The 15,284-nt window shown below is 68.6% G+C and carries 14 protein-coding genes; 6 read left to right on the forward strand and 8 right to left on the reverse strand.

What is annotated here, in order from left to right; translation table 11 throughout:
- The 3 genes from FFS20_RS14305 to FFS20_RS14315 all read right to left on the reverse strand — a co-directional run bounded on the left by FFS20_RS14305 (position 1) and on the right by FFS20_RS14315 (position 3,994).
- Positions 1–1,233, reverse strand: coding sequence for an ABC transporter permease (locus tag FFS20_RS14305; protein WP_137826503.1), 1,233 nt, complete (start codon positions 1,231–1,233; stop codon positions 1–3).
- A complete protein-coding gene (locus FFS20_RS14310) occupies positions 1,230–2,843 on the reverse strand; it encodes an ABC transporter ATP-binding protein (RefSeq protein ID WP_137826504.1) in 1,614 nt (537 codons plus the stop codon). The genes FFS20_RS14305 and FFS20_RS14310 overlap by 4 nt, the downstream gene beginning before the upstream one ends.
- Positions 2,844–2,917: 74 nt before the next feature.
- Positions 2,918–3,994, reverse strand: coding sequence for a BMP family ABC transporter substrate-binding protein (locus FFS20_RS14315; protein ID WP_249356872.1), 1,077 nt, complete (start codon positions 3,992–3,994; stop codon positions 2,918–2,920).
- A gap of 297 nt (positions 3,995–4,291) precedes the next feature.
- Between FFS20_RS14315 and FFS20_RS14320 the strand changes: the two genes are divergently transcribed.
- Positions 4,292–6,103, forward strand: a complete 1,812-nt coding sequence (locus FFS20_RS14320) for an ABC-F family ATP-binding cassette domain-containing protein (RefSeq protein WP_137826505.1) — start codon at positions 4,292–4,294, stop codon at positions 6,101–6,103.
- A 79-nt stretch (positions 6,104–6,182) separates the two neighbouring features.
- Here FFS20_RS14320 and FFS20_RS14325 read toward each other — a convergent pair whose 3' ends face one another.
- Positions 6,183–6,572, reverse strand: a complete 390-nt coding sequence (locus FFS20_RS14325; RefSeq protein WP_137826506.1) for a VOC family protein — start codon at positions 6,570–6,572, stop codon at positions 6,183–6,185.
- A gap of 149 nt (positions 6,573–6,721) precedes the next feature.
- Between FFS20_RS14325 and FFS20_RS14330 the strand changes: the two genes are divergently transcribed.
- From FFS20_RS14330 to FFS20_RS14340, 3 genes are all read left to right on the forward strand, one after another.
- On the forward strand, positions 6,722–7,231 hold the full coding sequence (locus FFS20_RS14330) for a TraR/DksA C4-type zinc finger protein (RefSeq protein ID WP_349290527.1): 510 nt from the start codon (positions 6,722–6,724) through the stop codon (positions 7,229–7,231).
- A 3-nt stretch (positions 7,232–7,234) separates the two neighbouring features.
- Positions 7,235–7,543: a hypothetical protein gene (locus FFS20_RS14335; protein WP_137826507.1), complete on the forward strand. Its 309-nt coding sequence runs from the start codon at positions 7,235–7,237 to the stop codon at positions 7,541–7,543.
- Between the two features lie 204 nt (positions 7,544–7,747).
- Entirely contained in the window at positions 7,748–8,797 is a 1,050-nt protein-coding gene (locus FFS20_RS14340; RefSeq protein WP_137826508.1) for a homocysteine S-methyltransferase family protein, read from the forward strand.
- A gap of 57 nt (positions 8,798–8,854) precedes the next feature.
- On the opposite strand, the gene FFS20_RS14345 is transcribed toward FFS20_RS14340, so the two are convergent.
- Complete coding sequence (locus tag FFS20_RS14345) at positions 8,855–10,030, reverse strand: aminotransferase class V-fold PLP-dependent enzyme (protein ID WP_137826509.1); 1,176 nt, start codon at positions 10,028–10,030, stop codon at positions 8,855–8,857.
- A gap of 44 nt (positions 10,031–10,074) precedes the next feature.
- Positions 10,075–11,526, reverse strand: a complete 1,452-nt coding sequence (gene gndA, locus FFS20_RS14350) for an NADP-dependent phosphogluconate dehydrogenase (protein WP_137826510.1) — start codon at positions 11,524–11,526, stop codon at positions 10,075–10,077.
- 123 nt (positions 11,527–11,649) lie between these two features.
- Here gndA and FFS20_RS14355 point away from each other — a divergent pair, with 123 nt between their 5' ends.
- Together FFS20_RS14355 and FFS20_RS14360 are read left to right on the forward strand one after the other, a co-directional pair.
- Positions 11,650–12,207 (forward strand): gluconokinase, encoded by a 558-nt coding sequence (locus tag FFS20_RS14355; protein ID WP_137826511.1) that lies wholly within the window; start codon positions 11,650–11,652, stop codon positions 12,205–12,207.
- Positions 12,204–13,607: a GntP family permease gene (locus FFS20_RS14360; RefSeq protein WP_137826512.1), complete on the forward strand. Its 1,404-nt coding sequence runs from the start codon at positions 12,204–12,206 to the stop codon at positions 13,605–13,607. The genes FFS20_RS14355 and FFS20_RS14360 overlap by 4 nt, the downstream gene beginning before the upstream one ends.
- 35 nt (positions 13,608–13,642) lie before the next feature.
- Here the strand turns inward: FFS20_RS14360 and FFS20_RS14365 are convergent, their stop codons facing one another.
- Together FFS20_RS14365 and FFS20_RS14370 are read right to left on the reverse strand one after the other, a co-directional pair.
- Entirely contained in the window at positions 13,643–14,374 is a 732-nt protein-coding gene (locus tag FFS20_RS14365; RefSeq protein WP_137826513.1) for an FCD domain-containing protein, read from the reverse strand.
- Positions 14,374–15,282 (reverse strand): 4-(cytidine 5'-diphospho)-2-C-methyl-D-erythritol kinase, encoded by a 909-nt coding sequence (locus FFS20_RS14370; RefSeq protein ID WP_137826514.1) that lies wholly within the window; start codon positions 15,280–15,282, stop codon positions 14,374–14,376. Before FFS20_RS14370 ends, FFS20_RS14365 begins: the two co-directional genes overlap by 1 nt.
- Positions 15,283–15,284 lie beyond the last annotated feature (2 nt).

The raw sequence follows: 15,284 nt of genomic DNA on the forward strand, positions 1-15,284 counted from the left end.
TCAGGACTCCTTCCGCTTGAGCACCGGTGCGGGCAGGTGGAAGATCGTCCTCACGAGCGGCGGGGCGGCGATGAGGAGGACGATGACCGACTGGACGACGAGGACGATGTCGATCGGCGTACCCGTCTGCGACTGCATGAGGTAGCCACCGGCCTTGAACGCGCCGAAGAGGAGACCGGCGAAGAACGTCCCCAGCGGCTTCGACCGTCCCAGCAGCGCCACGGTGATCGCGTCGAAGCCGATGGACCCGGCGATCCCGCCGGTGAGCTTGTCCTCCGTGCCGAGCACCTGTGTGGCCCCGGCGAGTCCCGCGAGGCCACCGGCGATGACCATGACGAGGACGGTGACCTTGGCCACCGAGATGCCGGCGGTGCGCGCGGCATGCGGGTTCGCGCCGACGGCTTTGAACTCGAAGCCGATCGTCGAGCGCTCGAGCAGCCACCACACGAAGATCGTCGCGAGGATCGCGAGGATGAACCCGAAGTTGAGGCGGAAGGGCAGCGGAAGGAGGAGGAACATCTGCGCCGATTCGTCGATCGTGCGCGACTGCGGGTTCGCCGACTGCGTGTGGGTGAACCACGACTGCTTGAGCAGGTACCCGAGGAGGTAGCCGGCGATCGAGTTGAGCATGATCGTCACGATCACCTCGTTCGCCCCGGTCCGCGCCTTGAGCACACCGGCGATGCCCGCCCAGATCGCCCCGCCGATGATGCCGCCGACCGCGGCGATGAGCATGTGGACGATGGGCGGCAGGCTGAGTGCGTAGCCGAGGAATCCGGCGACAGTGGCGCCGAGGATGACCTGGCCCTGGCCGCCGATGTTGAACAGTCCCGAGCGGAAGGCCAGGGCGATGCCGAGGCCGGTGAGGATGAGCGGGGTGCCGTTGACGAGCGATTCGGTCAGCGGGCGGATCGCGCGTTCCGGGGTGCGGGCGTTCCAGTCGAAGATCGCCCCGCGGAAGAGCGCGGAGTAGGCGTCCCCGACGGTCGAGAAGACCGTGGAGAAGAACGCGCCGGGCGCGGAGAAGAAGTTCCTCGCCGCTGCGATGACCTCCGCGTTGGCGAAGGCGATGAGGACACCGCCGACGAGGAGGGCGAGCACGATGGCGAGCACAGTGACCAGCCACGATCCTGAGAGTATCTCCTGGATGAGGGTCTGCTGCCGCCCGGGCTTCGCCTCGGCGGTCGGCGGCGGGGCCGGGGACGGCGCGGCCGGTGAGATGTCAGTCGTCATTCGCTCTCCTCCGCCGAGGTGGTCGCTGAGTCTGGGGTCGCGCCGGTCGCGGTGCCGGCGTCGGAGGGGGCACCTGCCTCGGGTGCGGTGCCTGCGGAGGCCAGCGCCTCCTCGGCGGGGACACCGGCCATCATGAGGCCGAGCGCCTCACGGGAGGTCTCGGGTCCGACGATGCCGACGATCCGACCGGAGTACATCACGGCGATGCGGTCGGCGAGTCCGTAGACCTCGTCGAGTTCGGTCGAGACGATGATGCACGGGGTGCCGGTGTCGCGTTCGGCGATGACGCGCTTGTGGACGAATTCGATCGATCCGACGTCGAGGCCGCGGGTCGGCTGGCTGGCGATGAAGAGGCGCAGCTCCCGGCCGAGCTCGCGGGAGAGCACGACCTTCTGCTGGTTGCCGCCGGACAGCGTGGAGATCGGGTCGGCGATGCTGCCGAGGCGGATGTCGAACTCCTCGACTTTCTTCTCCGCCTCGGCGGTGATGACCGAGGAGCGGAGGTTGGGGCCCTTCGCGTACGGCGGGCGATCGTAGACGTCGAGGATCATGTTCTCGCGGATGGAGAACTCGGCGATGATGCCGTCGGTCGACCGGTCCTCGGGCACGAAACCGATCCCGTCGCCCAACCGGTCCTTGACGGACGTGCCGACGAGGTTCTTCCCGTCGAGGGTGATCGTGCCCAGGCGCGGTTCGCTCAGCCCGATGATCGTCTCGGCGAGCTCGGTCTGCCCGTTGCCCTGGACACCGGCGATGGCGAGGATCTCGCCGCGGCGGACGTCGAAGCTGACATCGTCGACGACGACGTTCTCGGCCCGGTCGACGACGGTGAGCCCGCGCACCTGGAACGTCGCCTCACCCGGGTCGGCAGGGCTCTTGTCCGTCGTCAGGGACACGTTGCGCCCGACCATCTGGCTGGCGAGCTCCGCCTCGGTGGAGTCCGGGGAGGCTTCGCCGACGATCTTGCCCCGGCGGATGACGGTGATCGAATCCGCGATCGCGCGGACCTCGCGGAGTTTGTGGGTGATGAAGACGATCGAGGTGCCCTGCTCCTTGAGCTGGCGCATGATCGAGATGAGCTCGTCGGTCTCCTGCGGGGTGAGCACGGCGGTGGGCTCGTCGAGGATGAGGATCTCCGCGTCGCGGGACAGGGCCTTGATGATCTCGACCCGCTGCTGCGCGCCGACGGGCAGATCCTCGATGAGGGCGTCGGGGTCGATGTTGAACCCGAACCGCGCGGAGATCTCCGTGACCTTCCTCCGCGCCTCGGCGACGTCGATGAGGCCGAGGCCCTTCGTCGGTTCGTAGCCGAGCGCGACGGATTCGGCGACGGTGAAGACCGGCACGAGCATGAAGTGCTGGTGGACCATGCCGATGCCCGCGGCCACGGCATCGCCGGGTCCGGCGAAGCTCACCGGCTTGTCGTCGATGAGGATCTCTCCCCCATCGGGGTCGTAGAGGCCGTAGAGGACGTTCATCATCGTCGACTTGCCGGCGCCGTTCTCACCGAGAAGGGCGTGGATCTCACCGGGTTCGACGGTGAGATCGATGTGGTCGTTGGCGACGAATGATCCGAACACCTTCGTCAGCCCGCGAAGCTCGAGTTTCACTGCTCGCAGCACTCCTCACAAACTTGAAAACTGCAGGGCCGAAAGACTTCGACCCTGCAGTTTAACCCAGGTGATTATTTGGGCGAGTTCTCCGACTCGACCGTGATCGTGCCGTCGATGATCTGCTTCTTGAGCTCCTCGACCTTCGTCTTGACGTCCTCGGGGACCTCGCCGTCGAAGTCGTGGTAGGGAGCCAGTCCCACACCTTCGTTCTCGAGCGTGCCGACGTAGGGCTCGGAGGTGAAGTTGCCGTCGACACCCTGCTTGACGGTGTCCTCGACGGCGTTGGCGATCTCCTTGACCACCGAGGTGAGGATGATGTCACCGTATTCCGTCGAGTTGTAGCCGTCGGTGTCGACCCAGACGAGCTTGACGTCGCCGGCTTCCTTCGCCGCGGCCGCGGCACCGAGGCCGACGGGGCCGGCGACGGGCATGACGATGTCGGCGCCCTGGGAGATCAGCTGCTTCGTCAGCTCCTGGCCCTGACCCTGGTTCTCGAAGTCACCGGAGAACGATCCCTGCTGGCTCTCCTTGTTCCAGCCGAGGAGTTCGACGTTCTTGCCGTTGTCGTCGTTGAACTTCTTCACACCGTCGGCGAAGCCGTCCATGAAGACGGTGACCGAGGGGATCTGGATGCCGCCGAAGGTGCCGACCTTGCCGGTCTTCGACATCGCGGCCGAGACGTAGCCGGCGAGGTACGCGGCCTCAGCGGTGTTGAAGACGAGCGGCTTCGCGTTCTCGACCTCGGCCGGGTTGCCGTCGGGGTCGGAGAACGTCGAGTCGATGAGGGCGAAGTTGAGGTCGGGGTTCGCCTCAGCGGCGGTCTGGATCGCATCCTCGAGGAGGAAGCCGACGCCGAAGGTGAGGTTGCAGCCCTGCTGGACCATGTTGTCGACGTTCGGGGTGAAGTCCGCGTCGCCCTGGGATTCGGCGAGGCTCTCCTGAATGCCGAGGCTGTCCTTGGCCTTCGTCAGTCCCTCACGGCCCGACTGGTTGAACGACTGGTCATCCCAGCCGCCGGAGTCGGAGACCATGCAGGCGAGGTAATCCCCGCCGGCGCTGGAGTCGCTGCCGCTGCCGCCGGAGCCGCAGGCGGAGAGCACGAGGGCGGATGCGGCGATCATCGACACCGCTGATGCGAGCTTTTTCAAGGTCTACTCTTTTCTCGAAGGACCAACACTGGCGTCGGCGGTGGACCGCCGGCCGACTCATCGCGAACCTGTGAGACGACTGGGCGATCGGTCACATTTCGATGAGTTTTCGGCCAGTCTAATGCACGTGAGCCACGTCTCCCGCGCGCGTAGCACGCGAATCCGCGACACCGATATGAAAACGCAATCAAGTGTCACAGTCGTAGTCCGTTCGACAGGGGCCGCTGTGCCTTCTCACGAGCCGATCGCGTCCGCTGCAGCTAGGGCAATCCCCGGTGCTCTAGGCTGGTGGGCGTTATGGCACATCTTCTCGGGGCCGAAGCCCTGCACCTCGAATTTCCCACGCGCATCGTCTTCGACTCGGTCACCCTCGGCGTCGACACCGGGGACATGATCGGCATCGTCGGGCGCAACGGCGACGGCAAATCCTCGCTGCTCGGGATGCTCGCCGGCACGATCACGCCCGACGCCGGGCGTGTCACCTACCGCGGGGGCCTGCGGCTCGGCATGCTCACCCAGCGCGACGAACTCGACGACGAGGCGACCGTGGGGTTCTCCGTCGTCGGCGACAAGGCCGACTACGAGTGGGCCGGGGACGCGAAGATCCGCGACATCATCGCAGGCCTCATCGCCGACCTGCCGTGGGAGGCGCGGATCGGCAGCCTCTCCGGCGGTCAGCGGCGGCGCGTGGCCCTCGCGGCCCTCCTCGTCGAGGACTGGGACCTCATCATCCTCGACGAACCGACGAACCACCTCGACGTCGACGGCATCGCCTGGCTGGCGCGGCACCTGAGGAACCGGTGGCCGAAGAACTCCGGTGCCCTCCTGCTCGTCACCCACGATCGGTGGTTCCTCGACGAGGTGTGCACGAAGACGTGGGAGGTCCACGACCGGATCGTCGAGCCCTTCGAAGGCGGGTACGCCGCCTACGTGCTCCAGCGCGTCGAACGCGACCGGATCGCCGCTGCCACCGAGGCGAAACGGCAGAACCTCATGCGCAAGGAGCTCGCGTGGCTGCGTCGCGGGGCTCCCGCCCGGACGTCGAAGCCGAAGTTCCGCATCGAGGCGGCCAATCAGCTCATCGCCGATGTGCCCGAGGTCCGCAATCCCATCGAGCTGAAGAAGATGGCGACGGCCAGGCTCGGCAAGGACGTCGTCGACCTCGAGGACGTGTCCGTCCGCTTCGGTGACCGTGACGTCCTCGACGACGTCACGTGGCGCATCGGTCCCGGCGAGCGCACGGGCATCCTCGGCCCCAACGGCGCCGGGAAGTCGACGCTGCTCGGGCTCGTCGCCGGCACGCTCGAACCGACCGCGGGGCGGGTCAAACGCGGCAAGACCGTCAAGGTCGGCGTGCTCGATCAGCAGTTCGCCGATCTCGCCCGGATCGGCGGCAGGCGGGTGCGCGAAGTCCTCGCCGAGGCGAAGACGACGTTCACGATCGAGGGCAGGGACTTCACGCCGGCCCAGCTGCTCGAGCGCTTGGGGTTCGCCACGGAGCACCTCTCGGCCCGGGTCGACGACCTCTCCGGGGGTCAGAAGCGACGCCTGCAGCTGCTCATGCTCCTGATGTCCGAACCCAATGTCATCATCCTCGACGAGCCGACGAACGACGTCGACTCCGACATGCTCGCCGCGATGGAGGACCTCCTCGACTCGTGGCCGGGCACCCTCATCGTCGTCTCCCACGACCGCTACCTGCTCGAGCGCGTCACCGATCAGCAGTACGCGATCCTCGGCCACCGCCTGCGGCACGTGCCCGGCGGCGTCGACGAGTACCTGCGCCTGCGCGCCGAGGAGGCCGCGGGGTCGGGCCCGGCAGCGGGGTCGAACAGTGCGGGTGCGGCCACCGCCTCGGCGGAGGAGTCGTCGGCACCGAAGCTCAGCGGCGCCGAAAGGCGGGCGGCGTCGAAGGAGGTCTCGGCGATCGAGCGGCGCATGGACAAGCTGAGCACGCAGGTGGCCGCCCTCCACGAGGAGATGGCCGTCCACGATCAGGCCGACTTCGAGGGCCTCGCCGCGCTCACCGCGCAGGTCCGGGAACTCGAGGACGAGACGGCAGCCCTCGAGGAGCGCTGGCTCGAGGCCACCGAGGCGCTGGAGGCGTAGCGGACAGGCGGCGGCAGGCCGGAGAGGAGTGGGAAGCCCACCACCTGGGTCCACCGTCCCGGATGACAACGGTGAGGTCTCAGCCGTCGACTTGGCATACAAGGTGCATGGGGTGACCATCAAGGTCCTCCACAAACGCCATAAGCAGCGTGTCGCGGTAGATGTGGGGCGCTTGAATATCGCGTGCCCCGGCGTCGAGTGCGAGTTTGTAGGCTGCCGGCACATCGTCGGTCCACAACACCACGACCGCACGATTGGGTTTGGAATTGGCCTCAATCGCATGTGCTGCTGCTGCGGACTCGGGGGTCGCCAGCCCCAAGGTGAAGTCGCCATGCGTCATCTCGATCTTCACGGGGTTGGCCTGTGGGGTGCGGAAGGACTCCACGAACCCGAACGAGCTGTAGAACGTCGCGGCCTGCTCAGGATCGCGGACGAAGAGAATGACCTGAGGTTCTGTGAACTGGACCACAAGTCAACCGTAACACTCTCCAGACACGGCAATCAGTCCCCTGGTCGCCGGTGGCCCGCATCAGGTGGTGGCGGTCGATTGAGTCTCGGATGCAGATGAGTGCTGTGGTCTCCATGGCAGCAGGTGCTCGTCCTGTATCTGCTACCGGAGTGCTTGGTGAGCCGACGAACCGCCTCGACGTCGACGACATCGCATGGCTGGCCCGACTCCTGCTGTACCGGTGGCCGAAGAACTCCGGAACCCTCGTTCTCGTCACCCACGACCGGTGGTTTAGGCACCGGCACGGGATTAGGGTCATGTGCATGGCCGATGACCAGTGGCTCGAGCGACTCCGTCAAGAGGAGGCGGAGACCCGTGCGCTGCTCGCGTCGCTGAGCGCCTCGATCGACAGTCTCTCCGCAGCCCGGCAGGGCGACAACAGCGACGACGAACACGACCCCGAAGGTGCGACGATCGCGTTCGAACGCAGCCAGGCCGACGCGATGCGGCAACAGGCCCGCGAGCGTCTCGACGCGATCGCCGCTGCGGTGACCCGGCTCGATGACGGGACGTTCGGGATCTGCGCCGCCTGCTCTCAGCCGATCGCTCAGGCGCGACTCGACGCTCGCCCCTCCGCGGCGCTCTGCGTGACGTGCGCGAGCAGGGACACCGGGAGGTAGACGATGGCCGCCGGAGTCGTCCTCATCGCTCTGCCTCCGCTGCTCCTGCTCCTCGCCGGCGTGCTCGTCCTCGTCCAGGCCGCCCGGGGCCGGCGCACCGCGTCGACGCCCGGTTTCGTCCTCCGCCTCATCGCCGGCATCGGCGTCCTCCTCTGCGCCCTCCTCGCACTGTCGGGGCTGTGGCTCGAGATCAACTACGCCGTGGTCTTCCTCCCCGTCATCGCACTCATCCTCGGCGGGGTGTGGCTCATCGCCTTCCTCGGCACCGCGCTGCTCGCCGACTGGCTGAGCGCCCGCCGCGGCGGGAACTGACGAACCCCGCACGAAGGTCGAGGTGCCTGGGCAGGTCGGGCCGCCTCGGCGACATGACCTTCTGTGACGGAATGCGGCGCGAATCTGACCTTCTGTGACGGTCGACGGCGGACGGCGACGTTGCCTGTGATGAGCTGGCCGAGTCCTCAATGCGACGGAGCTCGGTCACCGGGCCCGACGATCTCAGCTCTACCGGGAGAACTCATGACACAGTCCAACGCACTCACCGAGCGCCTCGACGCCGGCCCCGTCATCTGCGCAGAAGGCTTCCTCTTCGAACTCGAGAAGCGCGGATACCTCTCCGCGGGAGAATTCGTGCCCGAGGTCGCGCTCGAGTTCCCCGAGGCGCTGCGCAGCCTCCACGTCGACTTCCAGCGCGCCGGCTCCGACATCGTCGAGGCCTTCACGTACAACGGGCACCGCGAGAAGATGCGGGTTATCGGCAAGGAGGACCTCCTCGAGCCGCTCAACCGCTCGGCCCTGCAGATCGCGCGCTCCGTCGCCGACGCCAAGCCCGGCAACTTCATGGCCGGCAACATCTCGAACTCGAACATCTGGGATCCCGCCGACCCCGCGAAGCAGGACGAGGTCCGCGCGATGTTCTCCGAGATGGTCGGCTGGGCCGTCGAGGAGGGTGCCGACCTCATCATCGGTGAGACCTTCTACTTCGCCGGTGAGGCCATCGCCGCCGCCGAGATCGCGAAGGCCAGCGGCCTGCCCGTCGTCCTCACCCTCGCGCCGATGGCGTTCCAGGAGATGGCCGACGGGGCAGGGATCGTCGAGACCGCCCAGCGTCTCGAGCAGCTCGGCGTCGACGTCGTCGGCCTCAACTGCTTCCGCGGACCGGCGACGATGCTGCCGTGGCTCAAGGAGATCCGCGCAGCCGTCTCATGTCACGTCGGCGCCCTGCCGATCCCCTACCGGACGACCGAGGAGGAGCCGACGTTCTTCAACCTCTCCGACCCCCACGCCGCGGTGCCGTCCCCGCACGGCCGCACCTTCCCCACCGCGCTCGATCCGCTGCAGACCAACCGCTACGAGATCGGCGCCTTCGCGAAGGAAGCTCACGAACTCGGCGTCAACTACCTCGGTGTGTGCTGCGGTGCGACCCCGATGCACATCCGCGAGGTCGCCGAGACGGTCGGCCTGACGACGGAGGCGAGCCGGTTCTCGGAGAACATGAGCAACCACTTCATGTACGGCACGAACGAGCGTCTCGCCGACAACGTCGTCGCCCTCGGCGACCGGGCATAAGCGCGCCTCGAACGGACCAGTGCAGGGGGCGGTCGGCGGCGGGTGCCGTCGGCCGCTCTACTTCGCGGTGACGTCGAACCGGTCGAGGGCGGTTTCGAGGCGGGCGACGGTGCCGTCGATGTCACCGAGCTTGTCGAGGCCGAAGAGCCCGATGCGGAACGTCGTGAAGCCCTCCGGCTCCCCGGTGTGCAGCGGCACCCCGGCCGCGACCTGGAGTCCGACCTCCTTGAATGCCGCGCCGTTGGCCAGCTGGGGGTTGGTCGTGTGGACGACGACCACACTCGGCGCTTGGTACCCCGGGGCCGCCACCGAGGGCAGACCGCGGGCGGCGAAGACCGCGCGCACCCGTTCGCCGAGTTCGAACTGCGCCGTCTCGAGCTTGTCGAAGCCGCGCTCCTCGGTCTCGCGCATGAGCGCGGCGTTGTGGGCGAGCGCATCCGTCGGCATCGTCGCGTGGTACGGCGCGCGACCGGCCTCGTACTCGTCGGCGATGAACAGCCACTTCTTCAGATCCATCGCGAAGCTCGTCGAGGTGCCGGCCTCGACCGCGGCCCGGCCGGCCTCCCCGAGCATGACGTAGCCCGCGCACGGCGATCCGCTCCACCCCTTCTGCGGGGCGCTGATGAGGACGTCGACGCCGAGGTCGGCCATCGACACCCACACCGCACCCGAGGCGATGCAGTCGAGGACGAAGACTCCCCCGACGGAGTGGACGGCATCGGCGACGGCCCGGATGTCCTCGTCGGGCAGGAGCATCCCCGAGGCCGTCTCGACATGGGGAGCGAACACGACGGCCGGGCGTTCGCGCTCGATGGCGGCGACCACCTCGGCGATCGGGGCAGGCGACCACGCGGCCTGGACATCGTCGGAGTCCGGCTGGGCCGGGAGGACGACGGTCTCGCTCGCGATCGATCCGGCGTCGAGGATCTGCGACCACCGGTAGGAGAAGAGCCCGTTGCGGATGATCAGGCACTTGCGTCCCGTCGCGATCTGCCGGGCCACCGATTCCATCGCATAGGACCCGCCACCGGGGACGATGGCGACACTCTGCGCGTCGTAGGCGGTCCGCAGGATGCGGTTGATGTCCTGCATGACGGAGACGAAGCGCGCCGACATGTGGTTGAGCGAACGGTCGGTGAAGACGACCGAGTACTCGAGCAGACCGCCGGGATCGACGTCGTCGTGGGGCAGGGTCGAATCGTGGGTCTGCGGCGCATCATGTGGCTGAGTCATAGATCCCACAGTGCCACGTTCCCCGCGCCGGGGCCACCGGCGGCTCAGACCTCGACTTCGCTGCGGTCACCCGACCACAGCGTGTGGAAGACCCCGGGACGGTCGACCCGACCGTAGGTGTGCGAGCCGAAGAAGTCCCGCTGGGCCTGGATGATCGCCGCCGAGGACCGGGGCGTGCGGAGGCCGTCGACGTAGGCCAGCGCCGAGGCGAGCGCCGGGACCGCGATCCCCGCCGCGACCGCGTCGCCGACGGTCGAGCGCAGAGCGGCCTGGTCGGCCTCAAGCGACTGCCGGACATCATCGGCGGCGAGCAGGGAGCTGAGCTCCGGCTGCGCCTCGTAGGCGGCGACGATCCGGTTGAGCACGCGGGCGCGGATGATGCACCCGGCCCGCCAGATCGACGCGAGCTCGCCGAGGCTGATGTCCCAGCCGTGCTCGCGGGCGCCCGCGGCGATCTCGTCGAAGCCCTGGACGTACGCGAGGATCTTGCCCATGAACAGAGCCCGGCGGACCGTCTCGATCGCCTCGCCGAGGCGGTCGGCAGGGGCTGTGTCGGCAGGGGCCGGCCCGCCGAGGGCCTCCCCCTGGGCGCGCAGATCCGCCGCCTGGGACAGCGACCGCGCGAAGACCGCCTCGGCGATCGTCGGCACGGGGACCCCGAGGTCGAGACCGGACTGCGCCGTCCACGCCCCGGTCCCCTTGGCCCCGGCGGCATCGGCGACGACGTCGACGAAGGGACGTCCCGTTGCGGCATCCGTGTGGGCGAAGACCTCGGCGGTGACCTCAATGAGGTAGGACTCGAGTTCGCCCGCGTTCCATTCGGTGAGCACCGCAGAGATCTGCGCGGGAGTGAGTCCGAGTCCGTCGCGGAGGATCGTGCACGCCTCGGCGATGAGCTGCATGTCGGCGTACTCGATGCCGTTGTGGACCATCTTGACGAAATGACCGGCGCCGTCGGTGCCGATGTGGGCCACGCACGGGACCGGTGCGACCGACCCCGGCACCTCGGCGCGGGCGGCGATCGGAGTGAGGAGGGGGCGCAGGCGCTCCCATGCGGCGTCGGAGCCGCCGACCATGAGCGAGGGCCCCTCGAGCGCCCCGACCTCACCGCCGGAGATCCCGACACCGACGAACTCGATGCCCGTCTCGGCCAACCGTCGCCCGCGGGCGATCGTGTCGGTGAAGTGGGAGTTGCCGCCGTCGACGATGATGTCGCCGGGGGCGAACACCTCGGCGATGCTGCCGATCGCGGCGTCCGTCGCGGCCCCGGCGTTGACCATGAGGATCGCGACGCGGGGCGTCCGCAGCATTCCGGCGAGCTCGGCGGGAGAGGTCGCGACGAGGAACTGAGCCTCGGGGTGGTTCGCGGCCACCGCCCGGGCGCGGTCGACGTCGAGGTCGTAGAGCGCGACGCGCAGACCCTCCTGCCCGGCGAGGTTGCGAGCGAGGTTCGAGCCCATCACTCCGGTCCCGATCACAGCGACATCGGCGTTCATCAGCAGTCCTCTTCGTTGCAGGGTCACGTTGTTGACAGTCTTCCGCAGAAGAAATACGGTTCAATAACTCTGATTTATTCTGCAGAGCATATCAATATCATCATATGTTTTCGAGAGATTCTTATGGACCTGGGACAGACCCTTCCACCACTCGTCATCATGGGGGTGTCGGGGACGGGCAAGACCGTCGTCGGCCAGCAGGTCGCCGAGGCTCTCGGGGTGACATTCATCGACGGCGATGACCTGCACACCCCGGCGAACAAGGCGAAGATGGCCGCCGGCATTCCGCTCACCGACACCGACCGGATGCCGTGGCTCGCCGCGATCGCCACGGAGCTCAGCCGCTTCCCCGCCCCGCTCATCGCCTGCTCGGCGCTCAAACGCCGCTACCGAGACCGCCTGCGCATCGATGCGCCGACGACGTTCTTCATCCACCTCGACGGCCCCCGCGCCGTCATCGCCGACCACCTGGCCAGACGCGCCCACGAGTTCATGTCGCCGACGCTGCTCGACTCGCAGCTGTCCACCCTCGAGGCCCTCGAACCCGACGAGGCGCACATGGTCGTCTCGATCGAGCAGAGCCTGCCCGCGGTGCGGCAGACGATCCTCGATCTCCTGCCCGTCGAACTCGCTCGCATCGCCCTCCACCGCCGCACCCGCCTCGAGGAAGAGGATCAATGACCGATATCGAACTCGCGTGGACGCTGCCGGCGCCCGCGCTGCTCGGCCTTGCCGCCGCGGCGATCGCCCTCCTGCTGCTGCTCATCATCAAGCTGCGGCTCCACGCGTTCGTCGCCCTCGTCGTCGTCAGCGTCCTCACGGCGCTCGCGGCCGGCATCACCCCCGGTGACCTCGTCACCGTGCTCTACGACGGGTTCGGCTCGACCCTGGCCAGCGTCGCCCTCCTCGTCGGCCTCGGCGCGATGCTCGGGCGCCTCCTCGAGCTCTCCGGCGGCGCCGAGGTGCTCACCGACCGTCTCATCAAAGCCTTCGGGGAGAAGCGCGCGCCGCTCGCGCTCGGGGTGACGTCCCTGCTGTTCGGATTCCCGATCTTCTTCGACGCCGGCCTCGTCGTCATGCTCCCGATCATCTTCACCGTCGCGCGCCGCCTCGGTGGCTCGCTGCTCCTCTACGCGATGCCCGCGGCGATGGCGTTCTCCGCGATGCACATCTTCGTGCCCCCGCACCCGGGTCCCGTCGCCGCCTCCGGCCTCCTCGGCGCCAATGTCGGTCTCGTCCTCATCTGCGGCATCCTCATCGCGATCCCCGCGTGGTACCTGTGCGGGTACCTCTTCGGGCTCTTCATCGGCCGGCGCTTCGACGTTCCCGTGCCCACGATCCTCTCCGGCGGCGGCGATGACGAGTATGCGAGCTTCAAGTCGACGCCGAGCCTGACCACCGTCATCACCCTCCTCGTCCTCCCCCTCATCCTCATCTTCTTCAACACCGGACTCGGCTTCGCCGCCGAGGCAGGCTGGGTCGACGGCGAATCCACACTGGTGACGAGCCTGCGGATGCTCGGCGAGACGCCGATCGCGCTGCTCATCACCGTGCTTGCGGCGATGTGGCTGCTCGGGTGGCGGAGGAACAAGAGCCGGTCCCTCGTCGAATCGATCGTCGACTCCGCGCTCGGCCCGGTGTGCTCGATCGTCCTCATCACCGGGGCCGGCGGCATGTTCGGCGGGGTGCTGCGCGCCAGCGGCATCGGCGACTCGATCGCCGACTCCCTCTCCGCGCTCGGCCTGCCGGTCATCGTCGCCGGCTTCCTCATCGCCGCCATCGTCCGCGTCGCCCAGGGCTCGGCGACCGTGGCGCTGACGACGGCCGCCGCGCTCGTCCAGCCGATCGTCGTCGGCAATCCGGACTTCTCGAGCCTCCAGGTCGTCGCGATCGTCCTCGCCCTCGCCGCCGGATCCGTCTTCGCCAGCCACGTCAACGACTCGGGCTTCTGGCTCGTCTCCCGGTTCTTCGGCATGGACACGAAGACGACGCTGAAGACGTGGACGGTCGGGCAGGCGCTCCTCGGCATCGTCGGCTTCGCCTTGAGCCTCATCCTCTACGCAATCGTCAGCGCGTTCTGAGGCGCGCGGGCGTCAGCGCTCTGCTGCGCCGACTCTCACGTCCGCCGGGGCTCGCCGTCCCAGACCGAGGACATCTCGTCGTAGGCCTTCGCGACGATCTTCGCCATCGCCTGCCGGGCCCGGTCCGGCTCCTCCCCGCCGATCGCATCGGCGACGTCGAAGTGCCACTGGAGCGCGTCGGGGTGGGGGAACTGCGGCTGCAGCCCTTCCGCGGTGCGGCCGGCGAGGATCTCGGCGACGACGGTGTCGAACGACGCGAAAAGCTCATTGCCCCCGGCGCGCAGGACAGCGCGGTGGAACGCGGCATCGGCGTCGAGGAAGGCGCTCACGTCCCCGGTCCGCCCGGCCGCCCGCATCCGCGCGGCCAGTCGCATGATCTCCTCGGCCGCCTCGGCGTCGGCATAGGTCGCTGCGAGACCCGCGGCCTCGGGCTCGATCGCCACCCGCAGCTCGGTCAGGGACCGCAGCTGGCGGGCGGGACGGACCGCCATCCGCCAGCGGACGACGAGCGGATCGAGGATCGTCCACTCCGACATCGCGAGGATGACGAGACCGAGCCGGCGCACCGGTCGGACCATGCCGAGGGATTCGAGGACGCGCACGGCCTCCCGGATGACCGAGAGGGACACGTCGTAGCGGGCGCGCAGCTCCTCGGCCTTGACGACGACGCCCGGGGGCAGCGCCTCGGAGACGATGTCGCGTCCGATCGCCTCGACGACCTGCCCGTGGAGGTTCTCCCGCGCCGGCGGGTTCGCGTCGGCGGCCATCAGCCGCTCGAGACCACGTGGGCGCCCGCCGCGGGACCCGTCGTCCGCAGCGCTTCCTTGACTCCCCGCGTGGCCTGGAGGAGGACGGCGAGGTCGAGGGCGTGGTGGGCGTCGCGGGCGAGGAACCCGATCGTCGGTCCCGAGCCGCTGAGCAGGGGCAGGACCGCCCCGGCCTCGCGCCCGGCCTCGAGCACCTCGGCGAGTTCGGGCCGGAAGGACACCGCCGCCTCGGTGAGGTCGTTGCCGGCGGCGGCCGCGAGCGCGTCGACGTCACCGGCGGCGAGCGCCTTGAGCACCTCCGGAGGGACCTCGGCCGGGCCCGGGTCGGGGGTGAGTTCGTCGAAACGGCCGTAGACCTCAGGGGTCGAGAGCTGTCCCGCCGAGGTGGCCATCACCCAGTGGAAGGACCCGCGGGTGAGGACGGGGCTGAGCTTCTCCCCGCGGCCGTGACCGATCGCCGTGCCCCCGCGCAGGAGGAACGGGACGTCGGCGCCGATGTCGACGGCGAGGTCGGAGAGCACCTCGGTCTCGACTCCCCCGATGAGGTGGGCGGCGCCGGTCAGTGCCGCCGCGGCATCGGCGGAGCCGCCGCCCATCCCGCCGGAGACGGGCACCTGCTTGTCGATGACGATGTCGAGCCCGCGGAGTGCGTCGACGTCCCGTTCGCCTTCGAAGGTGCTGATGAGGAGGTCGACGGCACGGCGGGCGAGGTTCGTCTCCCCGCGCGGCACGGTGTCATCGGCGTAGCGTCCCTGGACGATGATCGCGCCCGTCCCGCCGGGGATGAGGGTGAGCGTCTCGGTGAGGTCGAGGGCCTGGAAGACCGTCGCGAGCTCGTGGTAGCCGTCCTCGCCGACTCCTCCGACGCCGAGGTGGACGTTGATCTTGCCCGGTGCGCGCACTCTCACCG

Source organism: Brevibacterium sp. 2SA (assembly GCF_005502845.1).
GTDB lineage: Bacteria > Actinomycetota > Actinomycetes > Actinomycetales > Brevibacteriaceae > Brevibacterium.

Excerpts from the sequence above, each read along its gene's own strand:
- FFS20_RS14305 (WP_137826503.1), bottom strand. The coding sequence starts at position 1,233 with ATGACGACTGACATCTCACCGGCCGCGCCGTCCCCGGCCCCGCCGCCG.
- FFS20_RS14320 (WP_137826505.1), top strand. The coding sequence starts at position 4,292 with ATGGCACATCTTCTCGGGGCCGAAGCCCTGCACCTCGAATTTCCCACG.
- FFS20_RS14335 (WP_137826507.1), top strand. The coding sequence starts at position 7,235 with ATGGCCGCCGGAGTCGTCCTCATCGCTCTGCCTCCGCTGCTCCTGCTC.
- FFS20_RS14340 (WP_137826508.1), top strand. The coding sequence starts at position 7,748 with ATGACACAGTCCAACGCACTCACCGAGCGCCTCGACGCCGGCCCCGTC.
- FFS20_RS14345 (WP_137826509.1), bottom strand. The coding sequence starts at position 10,030 with ATGACTCAGCCACATGATGCGCCGCAGACCCACGATTCGACCCTGCCC.
- gndA (WP_137826510.1), bottom strand. The coding sequence starts at position 11,526 with ATGAACGCCGATGTCGCTGTGATCGGGACCGGAGTGATGGGCTCGAAC.
- FFS20_RS14355 (WP_137826511.1), top strand. The coding sequence starts at position 11,650 with ATGGACCTGGGACAGACCCTTCCACCACTCGTCATCATGGGGGTGTCG.
- FFS20_RS14360 (WP_137826512.1), top strand. The coding sequence starts at position 12,204 with ATGACCGATATCGAACTCGCGTGGACGCTGCCGGCGCCCGCGCTGCTC.
- FFS20_RS14365 (WP_137826513.1), bottom strand. The coding sequence starts at position 14,374 with ATGGCCGCCGACGCGAACCCGCCGGCGCGGGAGAACCTCCACGGGCAG.